This is a genomic window from Burkholderia sp. MR1-5-21, from assembly GCF_053427715.1.
The window spans coordinates 379339-399446 of record NZ_JBSAXD010000002.1; the positions used below are offsets into that span (position 1 = coordinate 379339).

General features: G+C 65.0%; 19 protein-coding genes and 1 tRNA gene. 2 read left to right on the forward strand and 18 right to left on the reverse strand.

The genetic code is table 11. From position 1 onward, the window contains the following. Nucleotides 1-31 precede the first annotated feature (31 nt). The 14 genes from ACV229_RS04270 to ACV229_RS04335 form a co-directional block, all read right to left on the reverse strand. Nucleotides 32-451, reverse strand: a complete 420-nt coding sequence (locus ACV229_RS04270) for a MerR family transcriptional regulator (protein ID WP_448081873.1) — start codon at nt 449-451, stop codon at nt 32-34. A 46-nt stretch (nt 452-497) separates the two neighbouring features. Continuing rightward, nucleotides 498-899 (reverse strand): integration host factor subunit alpha, encoded by a 402-nt coding sequence (locus ACV229_RS04275; RefSeq protein WP_448081874.1) that lies wholly within the window; start codon nt 897-899, stop codon nt 498-500. Between the two features lie 92 nt (nt 900-991). Further along, nucleotides 992-3421 (reverse strand): phenylalanine--tRNA ligase subunit beta, encoded by a 2430-nt coding sequence (pheT, locus tag ACV229_RS04280; protein ID WP_448081875.1) that lies wholly within the window; start codon nt 3419-3421, stop codon nt 992-994. 81 nt (nt 3422-3502) lie between these two features. Continuing rightward, nucleotides 3503-4516 carry a phenylalanine--tRNA ligase subunit alpha gene (gene pheS / locus ACV229_RS04285; RefSeq protein ID WP_448081947.1) on the reverse strand — a complete coding sequence of 338 codons (1014 nt, stop codon included), beginning with the start codon at nt 4514-4516 and terminating at the stop codon, nt 3503-3505. Between the two features lie 232 nt (nt 4517-4748). Next, entirely contained in the window at nt 4749-5108 is a 360-nt protein-coding gene (gene rplT / locus ACV229_RS04290; RefSeq protein ID WP_004192938.1) for a 50S ribosomal protein L20, read from the reverse strand. Between the two features lie 30 nt (nt 5109-5138). Further along, a complete protein-coding gene (rpmI, locus tag ACV229_RS04295; RefSeq protein WP_004191477.1) occupies nt 5139-5336 on the reverse strand; it encodes a 50S ribosomal protein L35 in 198 nt (65 codons plus the stop codon). Nucleotides 5337-5528: 192 nt separating this feature from the next. Further along, nucleotides 5529-6053: a translation initiation factor IF-3 gene (gene infC, locus ACV229_RS04300; RefSeq protein WP_081059888.1), complete on the reverse strand. Its 525-nt coding sequence runs from the start codon at nt 6051-6053 to the stop codon at nt 5529-5531. Nucleotides 6054-6102: 49 nt separating this feature from the next. After that, the gene (gene thrS / locus ACV229_RS04305) at nt 6103-8010 is read right to left on the reverse strand and encodes a threonine--tRNA ligase (RefSeq protein ID WP_448081876.1); all 1908 of its coding nucleotides are present in this window, start codon (nt 8008-8010) and stop codon (nt 6103-6105) included. 266 nt (nt 8011-8276) lie between these two features. Beyond that, nucleotides 8277-8353: transfer RNA gene (locus ACV229_RS04310), tRNA-Val, on the reverse strand. A gap of 88 nt (nt 8354-8441) precedes the next feature. After that, nucleotides 8442-10673, reverse strand: a complete 2232-nt coding sequence (locus ACV229_RS04315; protein WP_448081877.1) for a RelA/SpoT family protein — start codon at nt 10671-10673, stop codon at nt 8442-8444. Nucleotides 10674-10712: 39 nt separating this feature from the next. After that, nucleotides 10713-11066: a RidA family protein gene (locus tag ACV229_RS04320; protein ID WP_448081878.1), complete on the reverse strand. Its 354-nt coding sequence runs from the start codon at nt 11064-11066 to the stop codon at nt 10713-10715. A gap of 71 nt (nt 11067-11137) precedes the next feature. Then, nucleotides 11138-12043, reverse strand: a complete 906-nt coding sequence (locus tag ACV229_RS04325) for an alpha/beta fold hydrolase (protein ID WP_448081879.1) — start codon at nt 12041-12043, stop codon at nt 11138-11140. 244 nt (nt 12044-12287) lie between these two features. Next, nucleotides 12288-12929 carry a CoA transferase subunit B gene (locus tag ACV229_RS04330; RefSeq protein WP_448075511.1) on the reverse strand — a complete coding sequence of 214 codons (642 nt, stop codon included), beginning with the start codon at nt 12927-12929 and terminating at the stop codon, nt 12288-12290. Between the two features lies 1 nt (nt 12930). Beyond that, complete coding sequence (locus ACV229_RS04335; RefSeq protein ID WP_448081880.1) at nt 12931-13635, reverse strand: CoA transferase subunit A; 705 nt, start codon at nt 13633-13635, stop codon at nt 12931-12933. Nucleotides 13636-13863: 228 nt separating this feature from the next. On the opposite strand from ACV229_RS04335, the gene ACV229_RS04340 reads away from it, so the two are divergent. Further along, entirely contained in the window at nt 13864-14409 is a 546-nt protein-coding gene (locus tag ACV229_RS04340; protein WP_448081881.1) for a LuxR C-terminal-related transcriptional regulator, read from the forward strand. 106 nt (nt 14410-14515) lie between these two features. Here the strand turns inward: ACV229_RS04340 and ACV229_RS04345 are convergent, their stop codons facing one another. Then, the gene (locus ACV229_RS04345) at nt 14516-14947 is read right to left on the reverse strand and encodes an acyl-CoA thioesterase (protein WP_448081882.1); all 432 of its coding nucleotides are present in this window, start codon (nt 14945-14947) and stop codon (nt 14516-14518) included. 32 nt (nt 14948-14979) lie between these two features. Further along, nucleotides 14980-15756 (reverse strand): SDR family oxidoreductase, encoded by a 777-nt coding sequence (locus ACV229_RS04350; RefSeq protein WP_448081883.1) that lies wholly within the window; start codon nt 15754-15756, stop codon nt 14980-14982. A gap of 177 nt (nt 15757-15933) precedes the next feature. On the opposite strand from ACV229_RS04350, the gene ACV229_RS04355 reads away from it, so the two are divergent. Continuing rightward, the gene (locus ACV229_RS04355) at nt 15934-17607 is read left to right on the forward strand and encodes an electron transfer flavoprotein-ubiquinone oxidoreductase (RefSeq protein ID WP_448081884.1); all 1674 of its coding nucleotides are present in this window, start codon (nt 15934-15936) and stop codon (nt 17605-17607) included. 154 nt (nt 17608-17761) lie between these two features. Here ACV229_RS04355 and ACV229_RS04360 read toward each other — a convergent pair whose 3' ends face one another. Together ACV229_RS04360 and ACV229_RS04365 are read right to left on the reverse strand one after the other, a co-directional pair. Next, a complete protein-coding gene (locus ACV229_RS04360) occupies nt 17762-18709 on the reverse strand; it encodes a dihydrodipicolinate synthase family protein (RefSeq protein ID WP_448081885.1) in 948 nt (315 codons plus the stop codon). A gap of 44 nt (nt 18710-18753) precedes the next feature. Beyond that, nucleotides 18754-20088 (reverse strand): MFS transporter, encoded by a 1335-nt coding sequence (locus ACV229_RS04365; RefSeq protein ID WP_448081886.1) that lies wholly within the window; start codon nt 20086-20088, stop codon nt 18754-18756. Nucleotides 20089-20108: the final 20 nt, after the last annotated feature.

The window sequence follows — 20108 nt, forward strand, 5'->3', positions numbered from 1 at the left end:
GGGCTTTCCTGTCGTTCGCGCCACCCTGCACTCAGTCGTGCTTCAATCCGTCGATCACGTCGAGCAGCGCTTGTCGCAGCGCGGCAACGTCGACGGTCGGGCCCGCAGGACGGGCCGGCGCCCGCGTTTCCGCCGCAACAGGCGCGTCGCTCTCGGCCGCCGGCGCCTCGTCACGCACACCGCCCGGCGAATCGAGACGGTTGCGGGCCCCGTTGATCGTGAAGCCCTGTTCGTACAGCAATTCGCGGATCCGCCGGATCAGCAGCACCTCGTGATGCTGGTAATACCGGCGATTGCCCCGCCGCTTCACCGGTCGCAACTGCGTGAATTCCTGTTCCCAGTAGCGCAGCACGTGCGGCTTGACGCCACACAGTTCGCTGACTTCACCGATCGTGAAGTAGCGCTTCGCGGGAATCGGAGGCAAGACGACTTTCTCAACCGTCGTTGTCATCGTCAGTTAACCGTCGGTAAAGGTGCGCGGCGGCCGCGCGGGGACGTCAGCGCGCGTCGTTTTGCTCCGCGCCGTTCTCGACCAGCGCCTTCAGCTTCTGGCTCGCGTGGAAGGTTACCACTCGGCGTGCGGCGATCGGAATCGCCTCGCCCGTCTTCGGATTGCGGCCCGGACGCTGCGGCTTGTCGCGCAGCTGAAAATTGCCGAACCCCGACAGCTTGACGCTTTCGCCGTTCTCGAGCGCGTCGCGGATCACTTCGAAAAACGCTTCGACCATGTCCTTCGCTTCACGCTTGTTCAGCCCGACGCTGTCGAACAGCAGCTCCGCCAGCTCCGCCTTCGTCAGCGTCGGCGTCTCGGTGGACGCCGGCGCCGAAGCGTCGCGGTTCATGGCGCTGCGCTGCGCCGTCAGGAGGGCTTCGAATTCACTCGAGGTCATGTCGTTCATATCTGCCATACAGCGCGTTAAACCAAATCTCACGATGAGGAACCAGCCGCCCGGGCGCGTGTGTCGCCTCGCACCCGGGCGCTGCCGGCTCCTTAGCCGCGCAAGCGCGCGCCGACGCGCGCCATCCGCTCGACAAGCGTCTGGATCGCCTGATCGACGACCTCGTCCTGTAGCGTGCCGGCCGTGTCCTGCAGCGTCACGCGGAAGGCAAGGCTCTTCTCGTGCGCGGCAAGTCCACCGGAAGTATTTGATTTTGCACGAAATTCGTCGAAGAGTACAACCTTCTGAACGAACCGGCAGGCATCATCGGCCAGCGCCTTCTTCATTTCGTCGAAAAGCGCCTGGACTTCGACCTTCTGATCGACCACGACCGCGATATCGCGGCGCACCGGCGGGAACTTCGACACCTCGGTCGGCGCCGGCAGCGTGCGTGCGACGAGCGCGTCGGTATCGATCTCGAACATCACCGGCGCATGCGGCAGCTCGTACTTCTGCATCAGGCGCGGGTGCAATTCGCCGATCCAGCCGACCGCGCGGCCGTCGACCTCGATGCGCGCGCTGCGGCCCGGATGCAGTGCCGGATGCTCGGCCGTCGCGAAGCGGGCGGACGTCGGCGCGAGCAGCGCCTCGAGATCGCCCTTCAAGTCGAAGAAATCGACCGCGCGGGTCGGCACGCCCCACTGCTCGTCGACCGCCGGGCCATAGGCCAGTGCGCCGACGCGCTTCGGCTGTGCATAGCCTTCGACCGCCAGTTCGCCTGCCTTGACCGACGGATCGGCCAGGAACACACGGCCCGCCTCGAACACGCGCACGCGATCCGCGCGGCGGTTCAGGTTGTGGCGCAGCACGGCGATCAGGCTGCCGAACAGCGTCGTGCGCATCACCGACAGCTGGCTCGCGATCGGATTGAGCAGACGAATCGGGTTGTCGTTGCCGGCGAAATCGTGCTCCCACTCCGCATCGACGAAGCTGAAGTTGACGGTTTCCGCGTAGTCGCGCGCGGCGAGCGCGTGACGGATGTCGTGGATCGAGCGCTGCGTCTCGTTCGTCGCGCGCATCTCGCTCGTCGCGACGGGCGGACGCGCCGGAATCTTCTCGAAGCCGTAGATGCGTGCCACTTCCTCGATCAGGTCTTCCTCGATCTCGATGTCGAAGCGGTGCGACGGCGGCGTGACCGAGAACACGTCGTCATTGCGCTCGAACGGCAGGCCGAGACGCGTGAAGATGCTCGCGATCTCGTCGGCGTCGATCTTCACGCCGATGATGCGGTTCGCGCGCGACACGCGCATCGCCACCGGCGCGCGCTGCGGCAGGTTGACCGCCTGGTCGTCGACCGGGCCTGCCCTGCCGCCGCAGATGTCGAGAATCAGCTGCGTGATGCGCTCGACGTGCTCGACGGTCGTCGCGTAATCGACGCCGCGTTCGAAGCGGTGCGCAGCATCGGTCGAGAAGTTGTACTTGCGCGCGCGGCCGCGGATGCTGTCCGGCCACCAGAACGCCGCTTCGAGGTAGATGTTGGTCGTATCGAGCGTGACGGCCGTGCTGTCGCCGCCCATGATGCCCGCGAGGCTCTCGACCTGCTGGTCGTCCGAGATCACGCCGACCGTTTCGTCCAGCTCGATCGTGTTGCCGTTGAGCAGCTTCAGCGATTCGCCGCGCTTGCCCCAGCGCACTTCGATGCCGCCGTGGATCTTGTCGAGATCGAACACGTGCGACGGGCGGCCGAGCTCGAACATCACGTAGTTCGAGATGTCGACGAGCGCGGATACGCTGCGCTGGCCGGCGCGCTCGAGGCGCTCGACCATCCATTGCGGCGTCTTCGCGCGCGCATTCACGCCGCGGATCACGCGACCCGAGAAGCGGCCGCACAGGTCCGGCGCGGCGATGCGCACCGGCAGCGTCTCGTCGAGTTCCGCGCGCACCGGGCGGATGTCGAGGTGTGTGAGCGGCGCGCCGGTGATCGCGGCGGTCTCGCGCGCGATGCCGAACACCGACAGGCAGTCCGCCTTGTTCGGCGTCAGCTTGACTTCGAAGATCGTGTCGTCGAGGTTCAGCGTGTCGCGGATGTCCTGGCCGACCGGCGTGTCTTCCGGCAGGATCAGCAGGCCGCTGTGGTCCTCGGACAGCTTCAGTTCGCGCGCCGAGCACAGCATCCCCTGGCTCTCGACGCCGCGCAGCTTCGACAGCTTGATCGCGAACGGCTTGCCGCCTTCTTCGGCAGGCGGCAGCTCCGCGCCGACGAGCGCGACCGGCACCTTGATGCCCGGCGCGACGTTCGGCGCACCGCAGACGATGTTCAGCGTCGCGCCCGTACCGGCGTCGACCTGGCAGACATTGAGCTTGTCCGCATCCGGATGCTTGACGACTTCGAGCACCCGCCCGACGACGATCTTCGACGTCGGCGGCGCGGCCTTGCTCAGCGACTCGACTTCGAGCCCTGCCATCGTCAATGCGTGCGACAGCTCGTCGGTCGTCAGCTGCGGATCGACAAAGGTTCTCAACCAGGATTCAGGGAATTGCATGAGTGTCTACGTTCGAAACAGGTTGAATCGACGCCCGGCTCGCTGCGGAGCGCGCACGGGCACAAGTCGGCGCGGCGCGCGTTACGCGAACTGGCGCAGGAAACGCAGGTCGTTCTCGAAGAACAGACGCAGGTCCTGCACGCCGTAGCGCAGCATCGTCAGGCGCTCGAGGCCGCTGCCGAATGCAAAGCCGATATAGCGCTCGGGATCGAGGCCCATGTTGCGGATCACGGTCGGGTGCACCTGCCCCGAGCCGGAGATCTCGAGCCATTTGCCGGCGTTCTTGCCGTGCTCGAACATCATGTCGATCTCGGCCGACGGTTCCGTGAACGGGAAATACGACGGACGGAAGCGCACGAGAATGTCGTCGCGCTCGAAGAACTTCTTCAGGAAGTCGGTATAGACGCCCTTGAGGTCGGCGAAGCTGATGTTTTCGTCGATCCACAGCCCCTCGACCTGATTGAACATCGGCGAGTGGGTCGCATCGCTGTCGACGCGATACGTCCGGCCCGGCGCGATCACCTTGATCGGCGGGCGGTTCATGCGCGCATAACGCACCTGCATCGGGCTCGTGTGCGTGCGCAGCAGCAGCGGACGGCCGTCGGCATCCTTGCCTTCGACGTAGAACGTGTCCTGCATCGAACGCGCCGGATGGTTCTCCGGGCTGTTCAGCGACGTGAAGTTGTACCAGTCGGTCTCGATCTCGGGACCGTCGGCCACGTCGAAGCCTATCGTGCGGAAAATCTGTTCGACGCGCTCCCACGTGCGCATCACCGGATGCAGGCTGCCCGCACCGGCGCCGCGGCCCGGCAGCGTGACATCGATCGCCTCGGCGGCGAGGCGCTGGTTCAGCAGCGCGTCCGCCAGCGCCTGGCGGCGCGCGGTCAGCGCAGCTTCAACCTGCTGTTTCGCGACATTGATGCGCGCGCCTTCGGTCTTGCGCGCTTCGGGATCGAGCTTGCCGAGGCCCTTCAGCAACTCGGTCAACGCACCCGACTTGCCGAGGAAGCGGGCTTTCTCGTTTTCGAGCGTGGTGATGTCGGCAGCCTGTTCGAAGGACTGCTGCGCGTCGGCGACAATCTGGTCCAGATCCATAGATCCCATCATTTCCAACGTCATTCGTTTTCGGCGAGCAAAATCGCCCGACCGACAAAAAACGGCCCCCACGCTCTCTTCGTTCGCTGCCCCCCGAGGGGGCGGTCGGCCCTCTTGGGGCGGCCCAGCGAGGGCCGATAAAAAAAGGGGCTCGGAAGAGCCCCGTTTTCGCTGCAGCGGCCGAGACTACCGGAACATCGCTGCAACTAACCACGCAGTGCTAATTTCGCAATTAGGCTGCAACGGCGGCTTTCACCTGCTTGACGATCGCAGCAAAAGCAGCCTTGTCGAACACCGCCATGTCGGCCAGCACCTTACGGTCGAGTTCGATCGACGCCTTCTTCAGGCCGTTGATGAACACGCTGTAGGTCATGTCGTGCTGGCGGACTGCCGCGTTGATACGCGTGATCCACAGTGCGCGGAACACACGCTTCTTGTTGCGACGGTCGCGATAAGCGTACTGACCAGCGCGCATCACCGCCTGCTTGGCGATGCGGTAGACGTTATTGCGGCGACCGCGATAACCCTTGGCCAGGTTGATGATCTTCTTGTGACGGGCCCGTGCGGTTACCCCACGTTTGACTCGAGGCATGTTTCTCTCCTGTGAGTATCGATTGAGGGGTTACGCGAACGGCAGCATCGCGCGGACGGAGTTCAGATCGGAATCATGAACTGCCGTTGCGCCGCGCAGGTGACGCTTGTTCTTCGTGGTTTTCTTGGTCAGGATGTGGCGCTTGAAGGCTTGACCGCGCTTGACGGTACCGCCCGGACGCACCACGAAGCGCTTTGCAGCGCTCTTCTTGGTCTTCATCTTAGGCATGACGAACAACTCCAGTTTATTAGATGGCGATGGGTGTGCGGTTGGCTTGCGCCCTTGACCCGCCCTTCGAAACCCAGTCCACTTGTGTACGGCATGCTGCTTGCGCAGCCGCCGTCATTGTTGGCGCGCCGCCCTCACCGGGCGACGCGCCGAACCACTTCCGAACCCGCGCGTGTTTCACGCGCAGGCCCGTTATTTCTTCTTCTTCGGGGAAAGCACCATGATCATCTGGCGCCCTTCCATCTTCGGCATCTGCTCGACCTGGCCGACTTCCTCGAGATCGGTACGCAGACGCTCGAGCATCCGCATGCCGATTTCCTGGTGAGCCATTTCGCGGCCGCGGAAACGCAACGTGATCTTCGTCTTGTCGCCTTCTTCGAGGAAGCGCACGAGGTTACGCAGCTTGACGTTGTAATCCCCGTCATCGGTACCCGGGCGGAATTTCACTTCCTTGACCTGGATGACCTTCTGCTTCAGCTTCGCTTCGTGCTGCTTCTTGGACTCCTGGTACTTGAACTTGCCGTAGTCCATCAGACGGCACACCGGGGGAACCGCTTGCGGCGCGATTTCCACCAGGTCAACATCCAGTTCTTCCGACTTGCGGAAAGCCTCGACGAGCTTCACGATGCCGATGGGCTCGCCATCGACCCCGACCAGACGCACTTCCGGCGCAGTGATTTCACCGTTGATGCGATGCGACGACTTATCAGTAGCGATGTTACGTTTCCTCTAAAAATTAAAAAAACGAGCCGCGCTGCCAGGGCGGTTACTTGAACGAACGCAGGTCATCCTGCAGTCGCTCAACGAAGGCCTCGACCGGCATTACGCCCAGATCGATGCCGCCACGGGCACGCACGGCTACCGTTTGTGCATCACGCTCCTTGTCGCCCACGACGAGCAGATAAGGCACCTTTTCCAGCGTGTGCTCGCGTATTTTATAGCTAATTTTCTCGTTACGCAAATCGGCCGTCACTCTAACCCCTTGTTTTTGCAACGTTTGGGCCAGAGATTGCGCATATTCGGCCTGACTTTCGGCGATATTGAGCACAACAGCCTGGAACGGCGCGAGCCAGACCGGCATTGCACCAGCGTGGTGCTCGATCAGAATGCCGAGGAAGCGCTCCATCGAACCGACGATCGCCCGGTGCAGCATCACCGGCCGGCGGCGGCTGTTGTCTTCCGCGACGTACTCGGCGCCGAGGCGCTCCGGCAGCATCATGTCGAGCTGCAGCGTGCCGCACTGCCACGAACGGCCGAGCGCATCCTTGATGTGGTACTCGATCTTCGGACCGTAGAACGCACCTTCGCCCGGCAGCTCATCCCACGTGAGGCCGCATGCAGTCAGCGCTTCGCGCAGCCCTTGCTCCGCACGGTCCCAGGTTTCGTCGGAACCCATGCGCTGCTCCGGGCGCAGCGACAGCTTGATGTCGATGTGGTCGAAGCCGAAATCCTTGTACACGCTCATCGCGAGCCGGTTGAACGCGATCGACTCGGCAATGATCTGGTCTTCCGTACAGAAGATGTGCGCATCGTCCTGCACGAAGCCGCGCACGCGCATCAGGCCGTGCAGCGCGCCCGACGCCTCGTTGCGGTGGCACGAACCGAATTCCGCGTAGCGCAGCGGCAGGTCGCGGTACGAGCGCAGGCCATGCTTGAACACCTGGACGTGACCCGGGCAGTTCATCGGCTTGATCGCGTAGTCGCGCTTCTCCGACTCCGTCGTGAACATGTTCTCGCGGTAGTTCTGCCAGTGGCCGGACGCTTCCCACAGCGAGCGGTCCATGATCATCGGCGTCTTGATCTCGAGGTAGCCGGCCTCGTTCACGCGGCGGCGCATGTACTGTTCGACCTGCTGCCACAGCGCCCAGCCCTTCGGATGCCAGAACACCATGCCCGGCGACTCTTCCTGCATGTGGAACAGGTCGAGCTGCTTGCCGAGCTTGCGGTGGTCGCGCTTTTCCGCTTCCTCGAGCATGTGCAGGTACTGGTCCTGGTCCTCCTTCTTCGTCCAGGCCGTGCCGTAGATGCGCTGCAGCTGCTCGTTCTTCGAGTCGCCGCGCCAGTACGCGCCCGCGACCTTCATCAGCTTGAAGACCTTCAGCTTGCCGGTCGACGGCACGTGCGGGCCGCGGCACAGGTCGGTGAAGCCGCCGTGCGCGTACAGCTTGATTTCGTCGCTTTGCGGGATCGACTCGATGATCTCGGCCTTGTATTTCTCGCCGATGCTGCGGAAGTACCCGGCCGCCTCGTCGCGCGACACGACGCGTCGCGTCACGGGCTCGTCCTTCTTCGCGAGCTCCTGCATGCGCTTTTCGATCTTTTCCAGATCTTCCGGCGTGAACGGCCGGTGATACGAGAAGTCGTAATAGAAGCCGTTGTCGATCACCGGCCCGATCGTCACCTGCGCGTCCGGATACAGATCCTTCACCGCGTAGGCGAGCAAGTGGGCGGTCGAGTGGCGAATGATGTCGAGGCCGTCGGCGTCCTTGTCCGTCACGATCGCGAGCGATGCATCGCGGTCGATCACCGTGGACGTATCCACGAGCTCGCCGTCGAGCTTGCCGCCGAGCGCAGCCTTTGCGAGACCGGGACCGATCGAGGCCGCCACTTCGGCGACTGTCACCGGATGCTCGTATTGTCGAACTGAGCCATCAGGCAAGCGTATCGAAACCATAGCAATCTCCGTGATGCCGGCAGTGGGCGGCAGACCAAGCACGCGATGTCAGTCACGCGCGAAATTTCGCGACAAAAAAAATGCGGCCCCGCTTTCGAGGGGCCGCATTCGATACTTCACTCAACCGTAAGGGCGAAAACGTTCCTCGACTAGCGTCGCTCCGAAGTGGTTTCGGTCAACGTTCGCGGTGTCATAACCGTATTCGCCTTGTGCGCGTTGAGCATTTACTGCTTCGAACACCCGGCAAGCCGGATGCTCCTGTTCGTTGGTAGGCTCGATTGGACTCGAACCAACGACCCCCACCATGTCAAGGTGGTGCTCTAACCAGCTGAGCTACGAGCCTGAAGAAAAGAGATTATATGGAGCCGCCCTTCACTTGGCAAGGGTTTTTATGCACCTGCAGCAAAATTGTTTCGGACCCGATCGTTGCGTCAGGCCTTCCGGGCGGCGCGGACGACGCCTTGCACCTCGCCGAGCAGCGTGCATGCACGCTGCACCTGCGCGGAATTCGAAATCTCGACCGTGAACTGCATGAATGCAGCGTTGCGGCGGCTCTGCGTCTTCACGCCGACGACGTTGATCTTCTCGCGCGCGAACACTTCCGAGATGTCGCGCAGCAGCCCCTGCCGGTCGGTCGCCTCGATCATCAGGTCGACCGGATAGACCGACACGCCGCGGCCGCCCAGCACGTCGGCAGACCACGTGGTCTGCAGCACGCGCTCGGGCGCGCGCTCGGCCATCCGGCGGAACGTCTCGCAATCGCTGCGATGGATCGACATGCCCTTGCCGCGCGTGACGAAGCCGCTGATCGGATCCGGCGGCGCGGGCCGGCAGCAGCGCGCAAGCTGCGTCAGCAACGCGTCGACGCCGACCACGAGCACGCCGGTCGACGCGCCGTGCGCGACACTCGCGCCGCTGCTGCGCTTCTCGAAGTCGGCGGGCGCCTCGGGCGCGGGCTCGGGCGGCGGCGCATCGGACAGCGCGTGCTCGACATTGCGCAGGCTGAACTCTTCCTTGCCGACGACCGAGAACAGCTCGTCGGGCGTCTTGAAGCCGAGCTTCGCAGCCAGGTTGTCGAGATTGACCGACGTCTTGCCTTCGCGCTGCAGCGTCTTTTCGACGAGCGCGCGGCCATGCGCGATGTTCTCTTCGTGCTCGATCGAGTTGAACCATGCGCGCACCTTCTGCCGCGCACGCGAACTCTTCATGTATCCGAGCTGCGGATTCAGCCAGTCGCGCGACGGCCCGCCTTCCTTCACCGCGACGATCTCGACCGTCTGCCCGTTCGCAAGCGGCGTATTGAGCGGCACCATCGCGCCGTCGACGCGCGCGCCGCGGCAACGATGCCCGACCTCGCTGTGCAGGTGATACGCGAAATCCACCGGCGTCGCGCCCTGCGGCAACGCGATCACGCGCGCCTGCGGCGTCAGCACGTAGATGTGATCGTCGTCGAGCGACGTTTCGCGCAACTGCGCCCATGCCTTGCCGCCCGCCGCGCCGCTGCCGTCCTCGACGTCGTCCTTCCACGCGAGCAGCTGGCGCAGCCACGCGATCTTCTCGTCGTACTTGTCGCTCGCGGAGAACTGTCCGCCGTAGCCGCGCGCGCCCGCTTCCTTGTAGCGCCAGTGCGCAGCCACGCCGTATTCCGCGAAGTTGTGCATCTCGTGCGTGCGGATCTGCACTTCGAACGCGCGCCCGTCGTCGCCGATCACGACCGTGTGCAGCGACTTGTAGCCGTTCGGCTTCGGACGCGAGATGTAGTCGTCGAACTCCTTCGGCACCGGCTGCCACAGGTGATGCACGATGCCGAGCACCGTGTAGCAATCCTTGATGTCCGGCACGATCACGCGAAACGCACGCACGTCGTACAGCTCGGAGAAATCGAGCTCCTTGCCGCGCATCTTGCGCCAGATGCTGTAGATGTGTTTCGGCCGGCCGCTCACCTCCGCCTGGATGTGCGCGGCGGCCAGCTCGCGCTGCAGGCGCTCGATCGCCTCCGCCACATACGCCTCGCGCTCGATGCGCTTCTCGTCGAGCAGCTTCGCGATCCGCTTGTACGTCACCGGATCCTCGAAGCGGAACGCCAGGTCCTCCAGCTCCCACTTCAGCTGCCAGATGCCGAGACGGTTCGCGAGCGGCGCGTAGATATCGAGCGTCTCGCGCGCGACGTCCGGCGGCGGATCGAGCTTGGCCGCCGCGTAATAGCGCAGCGACTGCAGCCGTGACGCGAGCCGGATCAGCACCACGCGGATGTCCTGCGCGAACGCGAGCAGCATCTTGCGCAGCGCCTCGATCTGCGCACGCCGTGCGGCCGCGGCGTCGCGCCCGACGTCGGGCACCGCGTTCTGCGCGGCACGCAGGCTGACCGTGCCGAGCCGCAACAGCTTGCGCACGTCGGACACGAGGCGCGCAACCTCGTCGCCGAACCGTTCCGCGAGTTCGCGCTCCGGATCGCTCAGGTGCGGCGTCAGCGCGAACAGCGCCGCCGCCTGCACGGCGGGCGGGTCGACGTTCAGCGTGCGCATGATCGACGCCGTGCCGGCCGCGTGATCGGCGAGCAATTCGCCCGACGACAGTCGCACGTCGCCGGCATGACCGCGCACGAACGCGAGCACGTCGTCGAACGACGGCGCAGCGGCGGCGGATACGGATTCGACGGTCATCTTGCGGCCTGACGGAATGCGCTCATCGCGAGACGGGGCTCAGCTCCGCTGCGCAGCGACAACGACGATTTCGACGAGCAGCGCGGGATCCGCGAGCTTCGCCTCGACGGTGGCACGCGGCGGCGTGTTGCCCTGCGCGACCCATGCGTCCCATACTTCATTCATGCCCGCGAAGTTCGCAAGGTCGGAGATGTAGATCTGCACCGATAGCAGATGTGCCTTGTCGCTGTTCGCTTCGGCAAGCAGGCGGTCGATGTGGCCGAGCACTTCGCGCGTCTGGCCCTTGATGTCCTGCGTGGTGTCTTCGGCAATCTGGCCGGCGAGGTACACGGTACCGTTGTGGATCGCGGTTTCTGAAAGACGGGCGCCGACGTGGTGACGAGTAACTGCCATGGAGTGTTCCGGTTGTATGAATCAGTGAAGAGTTCGGCGGCCACGCGGCCCGCGTATCGCCGAACCGTATATTATGACGCGTATGTGCGCTCTCCGAGGAAAAACCCGCGCGCGAGCGCGATCTGGTCCGCGCTCATGAACGCCGGTGCGTGGCCCGTGCCGGCGATCTCCGCCTGCGATACGTGCCGGCCACGTTGCTGCATTTCAGCGACCGTCTCGCGCGACAGCAGATCGGACGACGCGCCGCGCACGACCAGCAGCGTCGCATCCGTCGTCTCGACCGCGCGCCACAGCGCGGCCTCGCCGAGCACGGCGAGTTCGGGTGTCGTCGCCTTGAACGGCTCCGCGATCCGCGGGTCATAGCGTATCGTCCAGCTGCCGTCCGGCTGCGCACGCAGCAACGGCGCATTGATCTCGCGCCACTCGTCGCCCGACAGTGCGCCGAACGGCAGCGACAGCGACGTCAGGTAGTCGATCCCCTCCTGCTCGGTCGCGAAGCGCGGCTGCACGCCGAGATATTCGCCGATTCGCGTGAGCGAATCCGGCTCGATGCGCGGCCCGACGTCGTTGATGATCATCCGCCGCACCGGCGAGCCCGGCAGCCCCGCGAGCGCGAGACCGATCAGGCCGCCCATCGACGTGCCGAACCAGTCGACGGATTCGACGTCGGCGCGCGCGATCAGCGTCACCATGTCGGCCACGTATTGCGGGATCGCATAGAGCCGCGGATCCGCGAGCCAGTCCGACTGGCCGCGCCCGACGACGTCGGGGCAGACGACGCGATACGTATCGGACAGCGCTGCGGCAAGCCGATCGAAATCGCGTCCGGAGCGGGTCAGCCCGTGCACGCAGACCAGCACGCGCGAATTGGCGGGGTCGCCCCATTCGGTATAGGCGACATGGTGAAGGCCGGCAATGCTCGCGCATTGCACGCGCCGCTGGCGGGGAACCGGGGGATTCGCTGAGGTCGTTGGCATCGGTGGCATCCTGTCGAACGGGTGCTGCACGGCGGCGCAAGAACCACGCCGCCCGATGCGATCGATTGTAAACCGCTTCCGTTGCCGGAGTCGGCTCGCCCGGCCTTTCGGCCAGTTCTCCTGCATCCGGCAGCAGACAGGACGGCCCGGCTTGTGCGCCATCAATGACAAACGCCCCGCATACCGTCAGGCATGCGGGGCGCCAGAGGCGATGCGCTCGACGCGCGATACGCTCGACTGCGGCTTACGCGACCGCGCTCACGTCGAGCGGCGCGCCCGTCTTCGCCTGGATCTCGTCGACGGTCACGCCGTCCGCGAGTTCGATGACCTTGAGGCCGGCCGGCGTCACTTCGATCACGCCGAGGTCGGTGATGATCAGGTCGACCACGCCGACACCCGTCAGCGGCAGGTTGCACTCTTCGAGGATCTTGTGCTGATCGCCCTTCGCGACATGCTCCATCAGCACGACGACGCGCTTCACGCCCGCGACGAGGTCCATCGCGCCGCCCATCCCCTTGATCATCTTGCCCGGGATCATCCAGTTCGCGAGGTCGCCCTTCTTGCTGACCTGCATCGCGCCGAGGATCGCGAGGTTGATGTGGCCGCCGCGGATCATCGCGAACGAGTCGGCCGACGAAAAGATCGACGAGCCCGGCAGCGTCGTGACGGTCTGCTTGCCGGCGTTGATCAGGTCCGCGTCGACTTCCTCTTCGGTCGGCGACGGGCCGATGCCGAGCAGGCCGTTTTCCGATTGCAGCCACACCTCGACACCTTCCGGCACGTGGTTCGCGACGAGCGTCGGCAGGCCGATGCCGAGGTTCACGTAGAAACCGTCCTGCAGTTCCTTCGCCGCGCGCGCGGCCATCTGGTCACGATTCCAAGCCATGTCAGTCTCCTTTCGCGCGCACGACGCGTTGTTCGATGCGTTTCTCGGGCGTCGCATTCAGCACGAGCCGCTGCACGAAAATCCCCGGCGTGTGGATCTGATCCGGATCGAGCTCGCCGTTCTCGACGATCTCCTCGACCTCGGCGACCGTGACCCGGCCGGCCATCGCGCACATCGGGTTGAAGTTGCGCGCAGTGCGGCGATAGATCAGGTTGCCCGACTTGTCGGCCTTCCACGCCTTCACGAGTGCGACGTCGGCCGTCAGCGACGGCTCGAGCACGTAATGGCGATCGCCGAACTGGCGCGTTTCCTTGCCTTCAGCGATCACGGTGCCGTAGCCGGTGTTGGTGAAGAACGCCGGGATGCCCGCGCCGCCCGCGCGCAGCTTCTCGGCGAGCGTGCCCTGCGGCGTGAATTCCAGCTCCAGTTCGCCCGCCAGGTACTGACGCTCGAACTCCTTGTTCTCGCCGACGTACGACGAGATCATCTTCTTGATCTGGCGCGTTTCCAGCAGCAGGCCGAGACCGAAGCCGTCGACACCCGCGTTGTTGCTGATGCAGGTAATGCCCTTGACGCCCGAATCGCGCAGCGCGGCGATCAGCGCCTCCGGAATGCCGCACAGGCCGAAACCGCCCACCGCGAAGGTCTGCCCGTCATGGACGATCCCTTCCAGCGCGGCGGCCGCGCTTGGATAGACTTTGTTCATCTGTATGTCCCTTCCTCTATGGAAACCAGCGAAACTGGGTTCGCGCGCCGGCGTGGCTCACGAGCCCGCCGCATCATTCTATGCATGCGCGGCAAAGCCTGCCGTGACGACGCGCTTCTTTTTATGCCGCGGCAAGCGCCGCGAGATGTCTGAAAGGGTACGATGCGGCGCGGTTGCGGCACAATACGCAAAAATACATAAGCATTTGCCACACGTCCGCCTGCGTCCATGACCGCTCTCGATTACCAGACCGCCTTCCACCTCGCGCCGATCGGCCTCGTCTTGTCGCGCGACCGCGTGATCGAGGATTGCAACGACGCGGTCGCGGCGATCTTCCGCTGCGCGCGGGCCGACCTGATCGGCAAGTCGTACGAGGTGCTGTACCCGTCGCCGGACGAATTCCAGCGGATCGGCGAGCGCATTTCGCGGGGCATGGCCGCGAACGGCACCTATGCGGACGACCGGATCATGAAGCGCGCCGACGGCGACCTGTTCTGGTGCCATGTGACGGGCCGCGCGCTCGACCGCGCCGCGCCGCTGGCGGCCGGGGTGTGGACGTTCGAAGACCTGAGCGCGACGCGCCGGGTCGCGGTCGAGCTGACGCCGCGCGAGCGGGAAATCGCCGCGCAGCTCGCGACCGGCAAGACGAGCAAGCAGATCGGCCGCGTGCTCGACATCAGCTCGCGCACGGTCGACATCTATCGCGCACGGCTGATGCGCAAGTACGGGACGGGCAATACGGCCGAGCTGCTGCAGCGTCTGCTCGGACATTGAGCGGCGGGAACCGCCGGAATGACGATCGGCCGCGCAGCGCGGCCGATCCCGTGAAAACGAACGATGGCGCGACAACCGCCGGATGCCGGTCTTGCCGCGCCGGCGTTCAGCCGACCTTCGCCTCAAGCGCGCGCTCGATCGTGTCGCGCAGCAGCTGCGGCAGCGGCACCGACTTGCCGAGCGCGTAGTCGACCCACACGCAACGCGCATTGCCGCGTGCGTAGAGGTGAGTCGGATCGTCCGCGCGGGTCAGTTCGAAACCCGTGTCGAAACTGCTGCGCCCCGGCTTCGCGACCGTCATCTTCGCGATCACGTCGCCCGGGTAGTGCAGCTGCTTCAGGAATTCCATCGATGCGGTGACGATGACCGGCCCCTGCCCCTCGCCATTGCCGCCGGCGATGCCGAGCTGCTCGAACCAGGAAATCCGCGCCTGCTCCATGTAACGGAAATAGACCGTGTTGTTCACGTGTCCGAACGCGTCCATGTCGCCCCAGCGGATCGGCATCGACATTTCAAAAACGGGGGAATAGTCACTCATTGCAGTCTTCTTCGTTGCTCAGGGTCATCCAGTCAGGCGAGGCCGAAGCCGTCGTCCGCGGAGATAATCGAGCCGTTGATGAACTGCGACTCGTCGGCCGCGAGCAGCAACAACAGCCCGTCGAGATCCTGCGGCTTGCCGACGCGCCGGCGCGGCAGCATCGCTTGCAGCTTCTGGCCTTGCTCGGTTTCCCACAGGTAATGATTGATTTCGGTATCGATATAGCCCGGACAGATCGCATTGACGTTGATTCCATGGCGCCCCCATTCGAGCGCCATCGCACGCGTCATGTGCACGACCGCCGCCTTGCTCATCGCGTACAGGCCGATCTGCGGGAACACGCGCTGGCCGGCCACCGACGCGATGTTGATGATCCGGTACGGCGGCTTGCCGTTGCTGTTGGCGCGCATGATCATCCGCTTCGCGACTTCCTGCGCGACGAAAAACGCGCCGCGCGTGTTGGTGTCGAACACGAACTCGAAATCGGCGGGTGTCACGTCGACCAGCTTCTGCATCGTCGACACGCCGGAATTGTTCACGAGGATGTCGATCGTACCCGCTTCCGTTTCGGCGTGCGCGACGGCAGCCTTGATGCTCTGCACGTCAGTGACGTCGAGCGACACCACGTGCGCGGCACCGCCTGCCGCCTCGATCTCCGCGCGCAGCTCCTTGAGCCGTTCGACGCGGCGGCTCGCGAGCACGACCTTCGCGCCGGCCTGCGACAGCACCTGCGCAAAGCGCTGGCCGAGCCCGCTCGAAGCACCCGTTACCAGCGCGACCTTGCCTTCCAGATTGATCGACCGACCCATTGCGCATCCCCTTTCGAAGTCGTTTCACCGCCGCGGACGGCACGGTCCATGCGGCATTACCCTAGCATAAAAATAGAACGATCGTGCTAATCTATCCGCATTCTGTTGCGGCAAGCGTTTCGTTTCGCAGACAATACGCTCCCGAATAAAAGCATTCTAACGGTTAGAGGAACGCCCATGACCCCCGCAAGCCTCATCGAGCAGTACGGCCCGCGCGAATCGATGGAATACGACGTCGTGATCGTCGGCGGCGGCCCCGCCGGGCTGTCGGCGGCGATCCGGCTCAAGCAGCTCGCCGCCGGGAAAGGCGCCGAGATCGGCGTGTGCGTGCTCGAGAAGGGTTCCGAGATCGGCGCGCACATCCTGTCCGGCGCGGTGATGGATCCGCGTGCGATCACCGAACTGTTCCCCGACTGGAAGGAGCAAGGCGCGCCGCTGACCGTCGAGGTCACGGAAGACCGCTTCCTGTTCCTGTCCGAGAACAGCGCGAAGCAGACGCCGAACTGGGCGCTGCCGGACAACTTCAAGAATCACGGCAACTACGTGATTTCGCTCGGCAACGTCACGCGCTGGCTTGGGGCACAGGCGGAAGCGCTGGGCGTCGAGATCTTCCCGGGCTTTCCGGCCGCGGAGATCCTGTACAACGACGACGGCTCTGTGAAGGGCGTCGCGACCGGCAACATGGGCGTCGGCAAGGACGGCGAGCCGACCGAGAACTTCCAGCTCGGCATAGAGCTGCACGCGAAGTACACGCTGTTCGCGGAAGGCTGCCGCGGCCACCTCGGCCGTCAGCTGATCGCGAAGTACAAGCTGGACGCGAACGCCGATCCGCAGGCGTACGGGATCGGCATCAAGGAGCTGTGGGAAATCGACCCGGCGAAGCACAAGCCGGGTCTCGTGATCCACACGGCCGGCTGGCCGCTGAAGCCCGATACCTACGGCGGCTCGTTCCTGTACCACATGGACAACAACCAGGTCGTCGTCGGCTTCGTGGTCGGCCTCGGCTACACGAACCCGTACCTGTCGCCGTTCGAGGAATTCCAGCGCTACAAGACGCACCCGTCGATCCGCGCATTCCTCGAAGGCGGCAAGCGCGTGTCGTACGGCGCGCGCGCGATCACCGCCGGTGGCCTGATGTCGCTGCCGAAGACGGTGTTCCCGGGCGGCGCGTTGATCGGCGATGACGCGGGCTTCCTGAACGCATCGCGGATCAAGGGCAGCCACGCGGCGATCAAGACCGGCATGCTGGCGGCGGAGGCGGCATTCGACGCGGTGCAGGCCGGTCGTCAAAGCGACGAACTGAACGCGTATCCGGATGCGTTCAAGCAATCGTGGCTGTACAACGAGCTGTACCGTGCGCGCAACTTCAAGCAATGGATGGCGAAGGGCCTGTACCTCGGCACGCTGATGGTCGGCATCGAACAGAAGCTGATGGGCGGCAACGTGCCGTGGACGCTGCATCACAAGCATGCGGACCACGAGATGCTGAAGCCCGCGTCGCAATGCCAGCCGATCGAGTATCCGAAGCCGGATGGCAAGCTGACGTTCGACCGGCTGTCGTCGGTGTTCATCTCGAACACGAACCACGAGGAAAACCAGCCGGCGCACCTGACGCTGAAGGATGCGAGCGTGCCGGTGAACGTGAACCTGCGCACGTATGCAGGCCCGGAAGGCCGGTTCTGCCCGGCGGCCGTGTACGAGTTCGTGAAGAACGACGACGGCAGCGATCGCCTGGTGATCAACGCGCAGAACTGCGTGCACTGCAAGACGTGCGACATCAAGGACCCGACGCAGAACATCGTGTGGGTGACGCCGGAAGGCGGCGGCGGGCCGAACTACCCGAACATGTAACGCACCGGAAAGCGCCGCTTCGAGCGGCGCCTTTTCATCGCCGAACCGAAACGGGGCGCTGCTCGACGCAGCGCCCCGTTTCATTTCGCGCACGTCGCTCGCGATTCCGTCAGGCGCCTGCGGCATGCACACGTGCCGCGCGACGCCGCACGCGCTATCGCGCCGCGATCCGCCGGCGGAAATGTTCGGTGCCGGCCACGATCTTGTCGAGCACGGCATCCAGCGCCCAGAAGCGCTCGCGAATGTCGTAGTCGATCGCACGGCAACGGATCGACTGGAACGTGCCGATCCGCTGGTGATAGAGCTTCGCCAGCGCCGGGTAGCCGAGCGCCTCCGACACGGCCGCGACAACCAGGAACGTCGAGAGCTCGTCGGCGAGCGCCGGATCCGACTCGCCTTGCGTGCGCAGCCACTGATAGAGATCGGGGTGGAAGTTCGTGAACACGCCGTTGAATCCAGCCGAGCCTGCCTTCATCGCGTCCCAAGCGATCGCGGCGTTCGCGTTCAGGATCTTCAGCGGCGACCCTTCGGCGAGCGCGACACGCCGCTTCACCGTCTCCAGGTCGCAGCTCACGTCCTTGAGCATCACGAAGCGTCCGGTGTCGATGCACGCGCGCAGCTCGTCATCGGACAGGAGCCGCCGGTAAGGCGCCGGGCACTCGTACAGGCCGAGCGGCAGATCCGACGGCAGTTGCGCGAGCAGCCGGTGCAGGTGGTCGAGAAACGCCGCACTGCCCTTGCGCTCCGGATCGATCCGGTTGGTCACGAGCACGACGCCCTGCGCGCCCGATTCGGCCGCCGCGCGCAGTTCCGCGACCTGCGCGTCGAGGCTGTCGCTGACGTGTCCCGACGCGACGACCGGCACGCGCCCGGCGACCCGGTCGACGACGAAGCGTGCGAGCGCCGCGCGTTCGGCAAGGCTCAGGAACTGCATCTCGCTCGACTGCGCGACGGCGAACAGCGCATCCGAACCATGCGCCAGATACCATTCGATGAGCCGCTCGAGCCCCGCATAATCGATCGCGCCGGTGTCGTCGAACGGCGTCAGCATCACCGGCACGATCCCCTCGATCGTCACGGTCGATTGCCGCTGTGATTGCATCTGTCTCTCCTTCCTTCAGTGAATGCGTGACGCGAAGCGCACGCTCAGGCCGGCAACGGCCCGTGCGCGGCGCTCGCGGATTGTTCGGGAATCGGCTTGCGCACCAGCAGCAGATAAGCCATGGCGCCCGCGAACGCGATCGCCGCCGCGGTCAGCAGCGCCGGGACGAACGACCATTGCTGCGCGATGAAACCGGTCAGGATCGGGGCCAGCGCGCCGCCGATGAAACCGCCGAAATTCTGGATCGCGCCGAGCGACGCGACCCGGCTCGGCGGCGCGGCCGCCGTTGCGAGCGCCCACGAACAGGCCGATGCCGCGTTCGCGAGAAAGATCACGACCGAGATGCACGCGAGTGCGACCGTGTTGCTCTCGACGAGCGCGGCCGGAATCGTGAACGCGACCATCCCGAGCATCGCGACCACCACCGCGTTGCGCCGGCTCGCGACCGGTGAGTGGCTGCGGCGCGTGACCAGGTCCGAGAACCAGCCGGCGACCAGCGAGCCGACGAATCCGCACAGGAACGGCACCGACGCGGCAAACCCGGTGCGGATCAGGCTCATGTGCCGCTCCATCGTCAGGTAACCGGGCAGCCAGGTCAGATAGACCCAGTTCAGGTACACGGAACCGAAGAAGCCGATCAGCATGCCCCACGTCGTCCCATGCGAGAACAGGCTGCGCCAGTCGCCGAAGGTCAGCTTCGGCGTGGCGATCGCACTGTCCGCGCCGGCATCCAGATAGTCGCGCTCGGCCGCCGACAATTGCGCACGTGCCGGATCGCGGTACAACGCGAACCACGCCACGGCGACGACGAGGCCCAACGCGCCCGTCGCGACGAACGCCCAGCGCCAGTTGAACGACACAACGAGAATCGACAGCAGCAACGGCGCCAATGCGGTGCCGAGCGGCGACGCCGAGTTGAAGATGCCGGTCGGCGTGCCGCGTGCGCGCAGCGGAAACCAGTTGCTGACGACCCGCGCGGCGGACGGGAACTGCGGCGCCTCGCCGATGCCGAGCACGATACGCGCGACGATGAACCAGCCGAACGTCGACACGATGCCGCCCGCCGCCTGCGCGAGCGACCAGACGATCAGCCCGATGCCGAGCAGCCGGCGCGGCCCGATGCGGTCGACGAGGCCGCCGATCGGCAACTGGCATAGCGCGTAACTCCACGAGAACGCCGACAGCAGCAGCCCCATCTGCCCGAGCGACAGCCCGAGGTCGCCCCGGATTGCCGCATTCGCGACGGCCAGCGTGCCGCGATCGAGGTAGTTGACGATCCCGCTCACCATCAGCAGTGCAAGCGCGATGCGCTGCCCGCGCCGGATGCGCGGCGGCGCGCTCGGAAAGGTTTCAGCTTCGCTCATGACGATTGTCTCCATGTCGTATGTGTCGGCCGGTT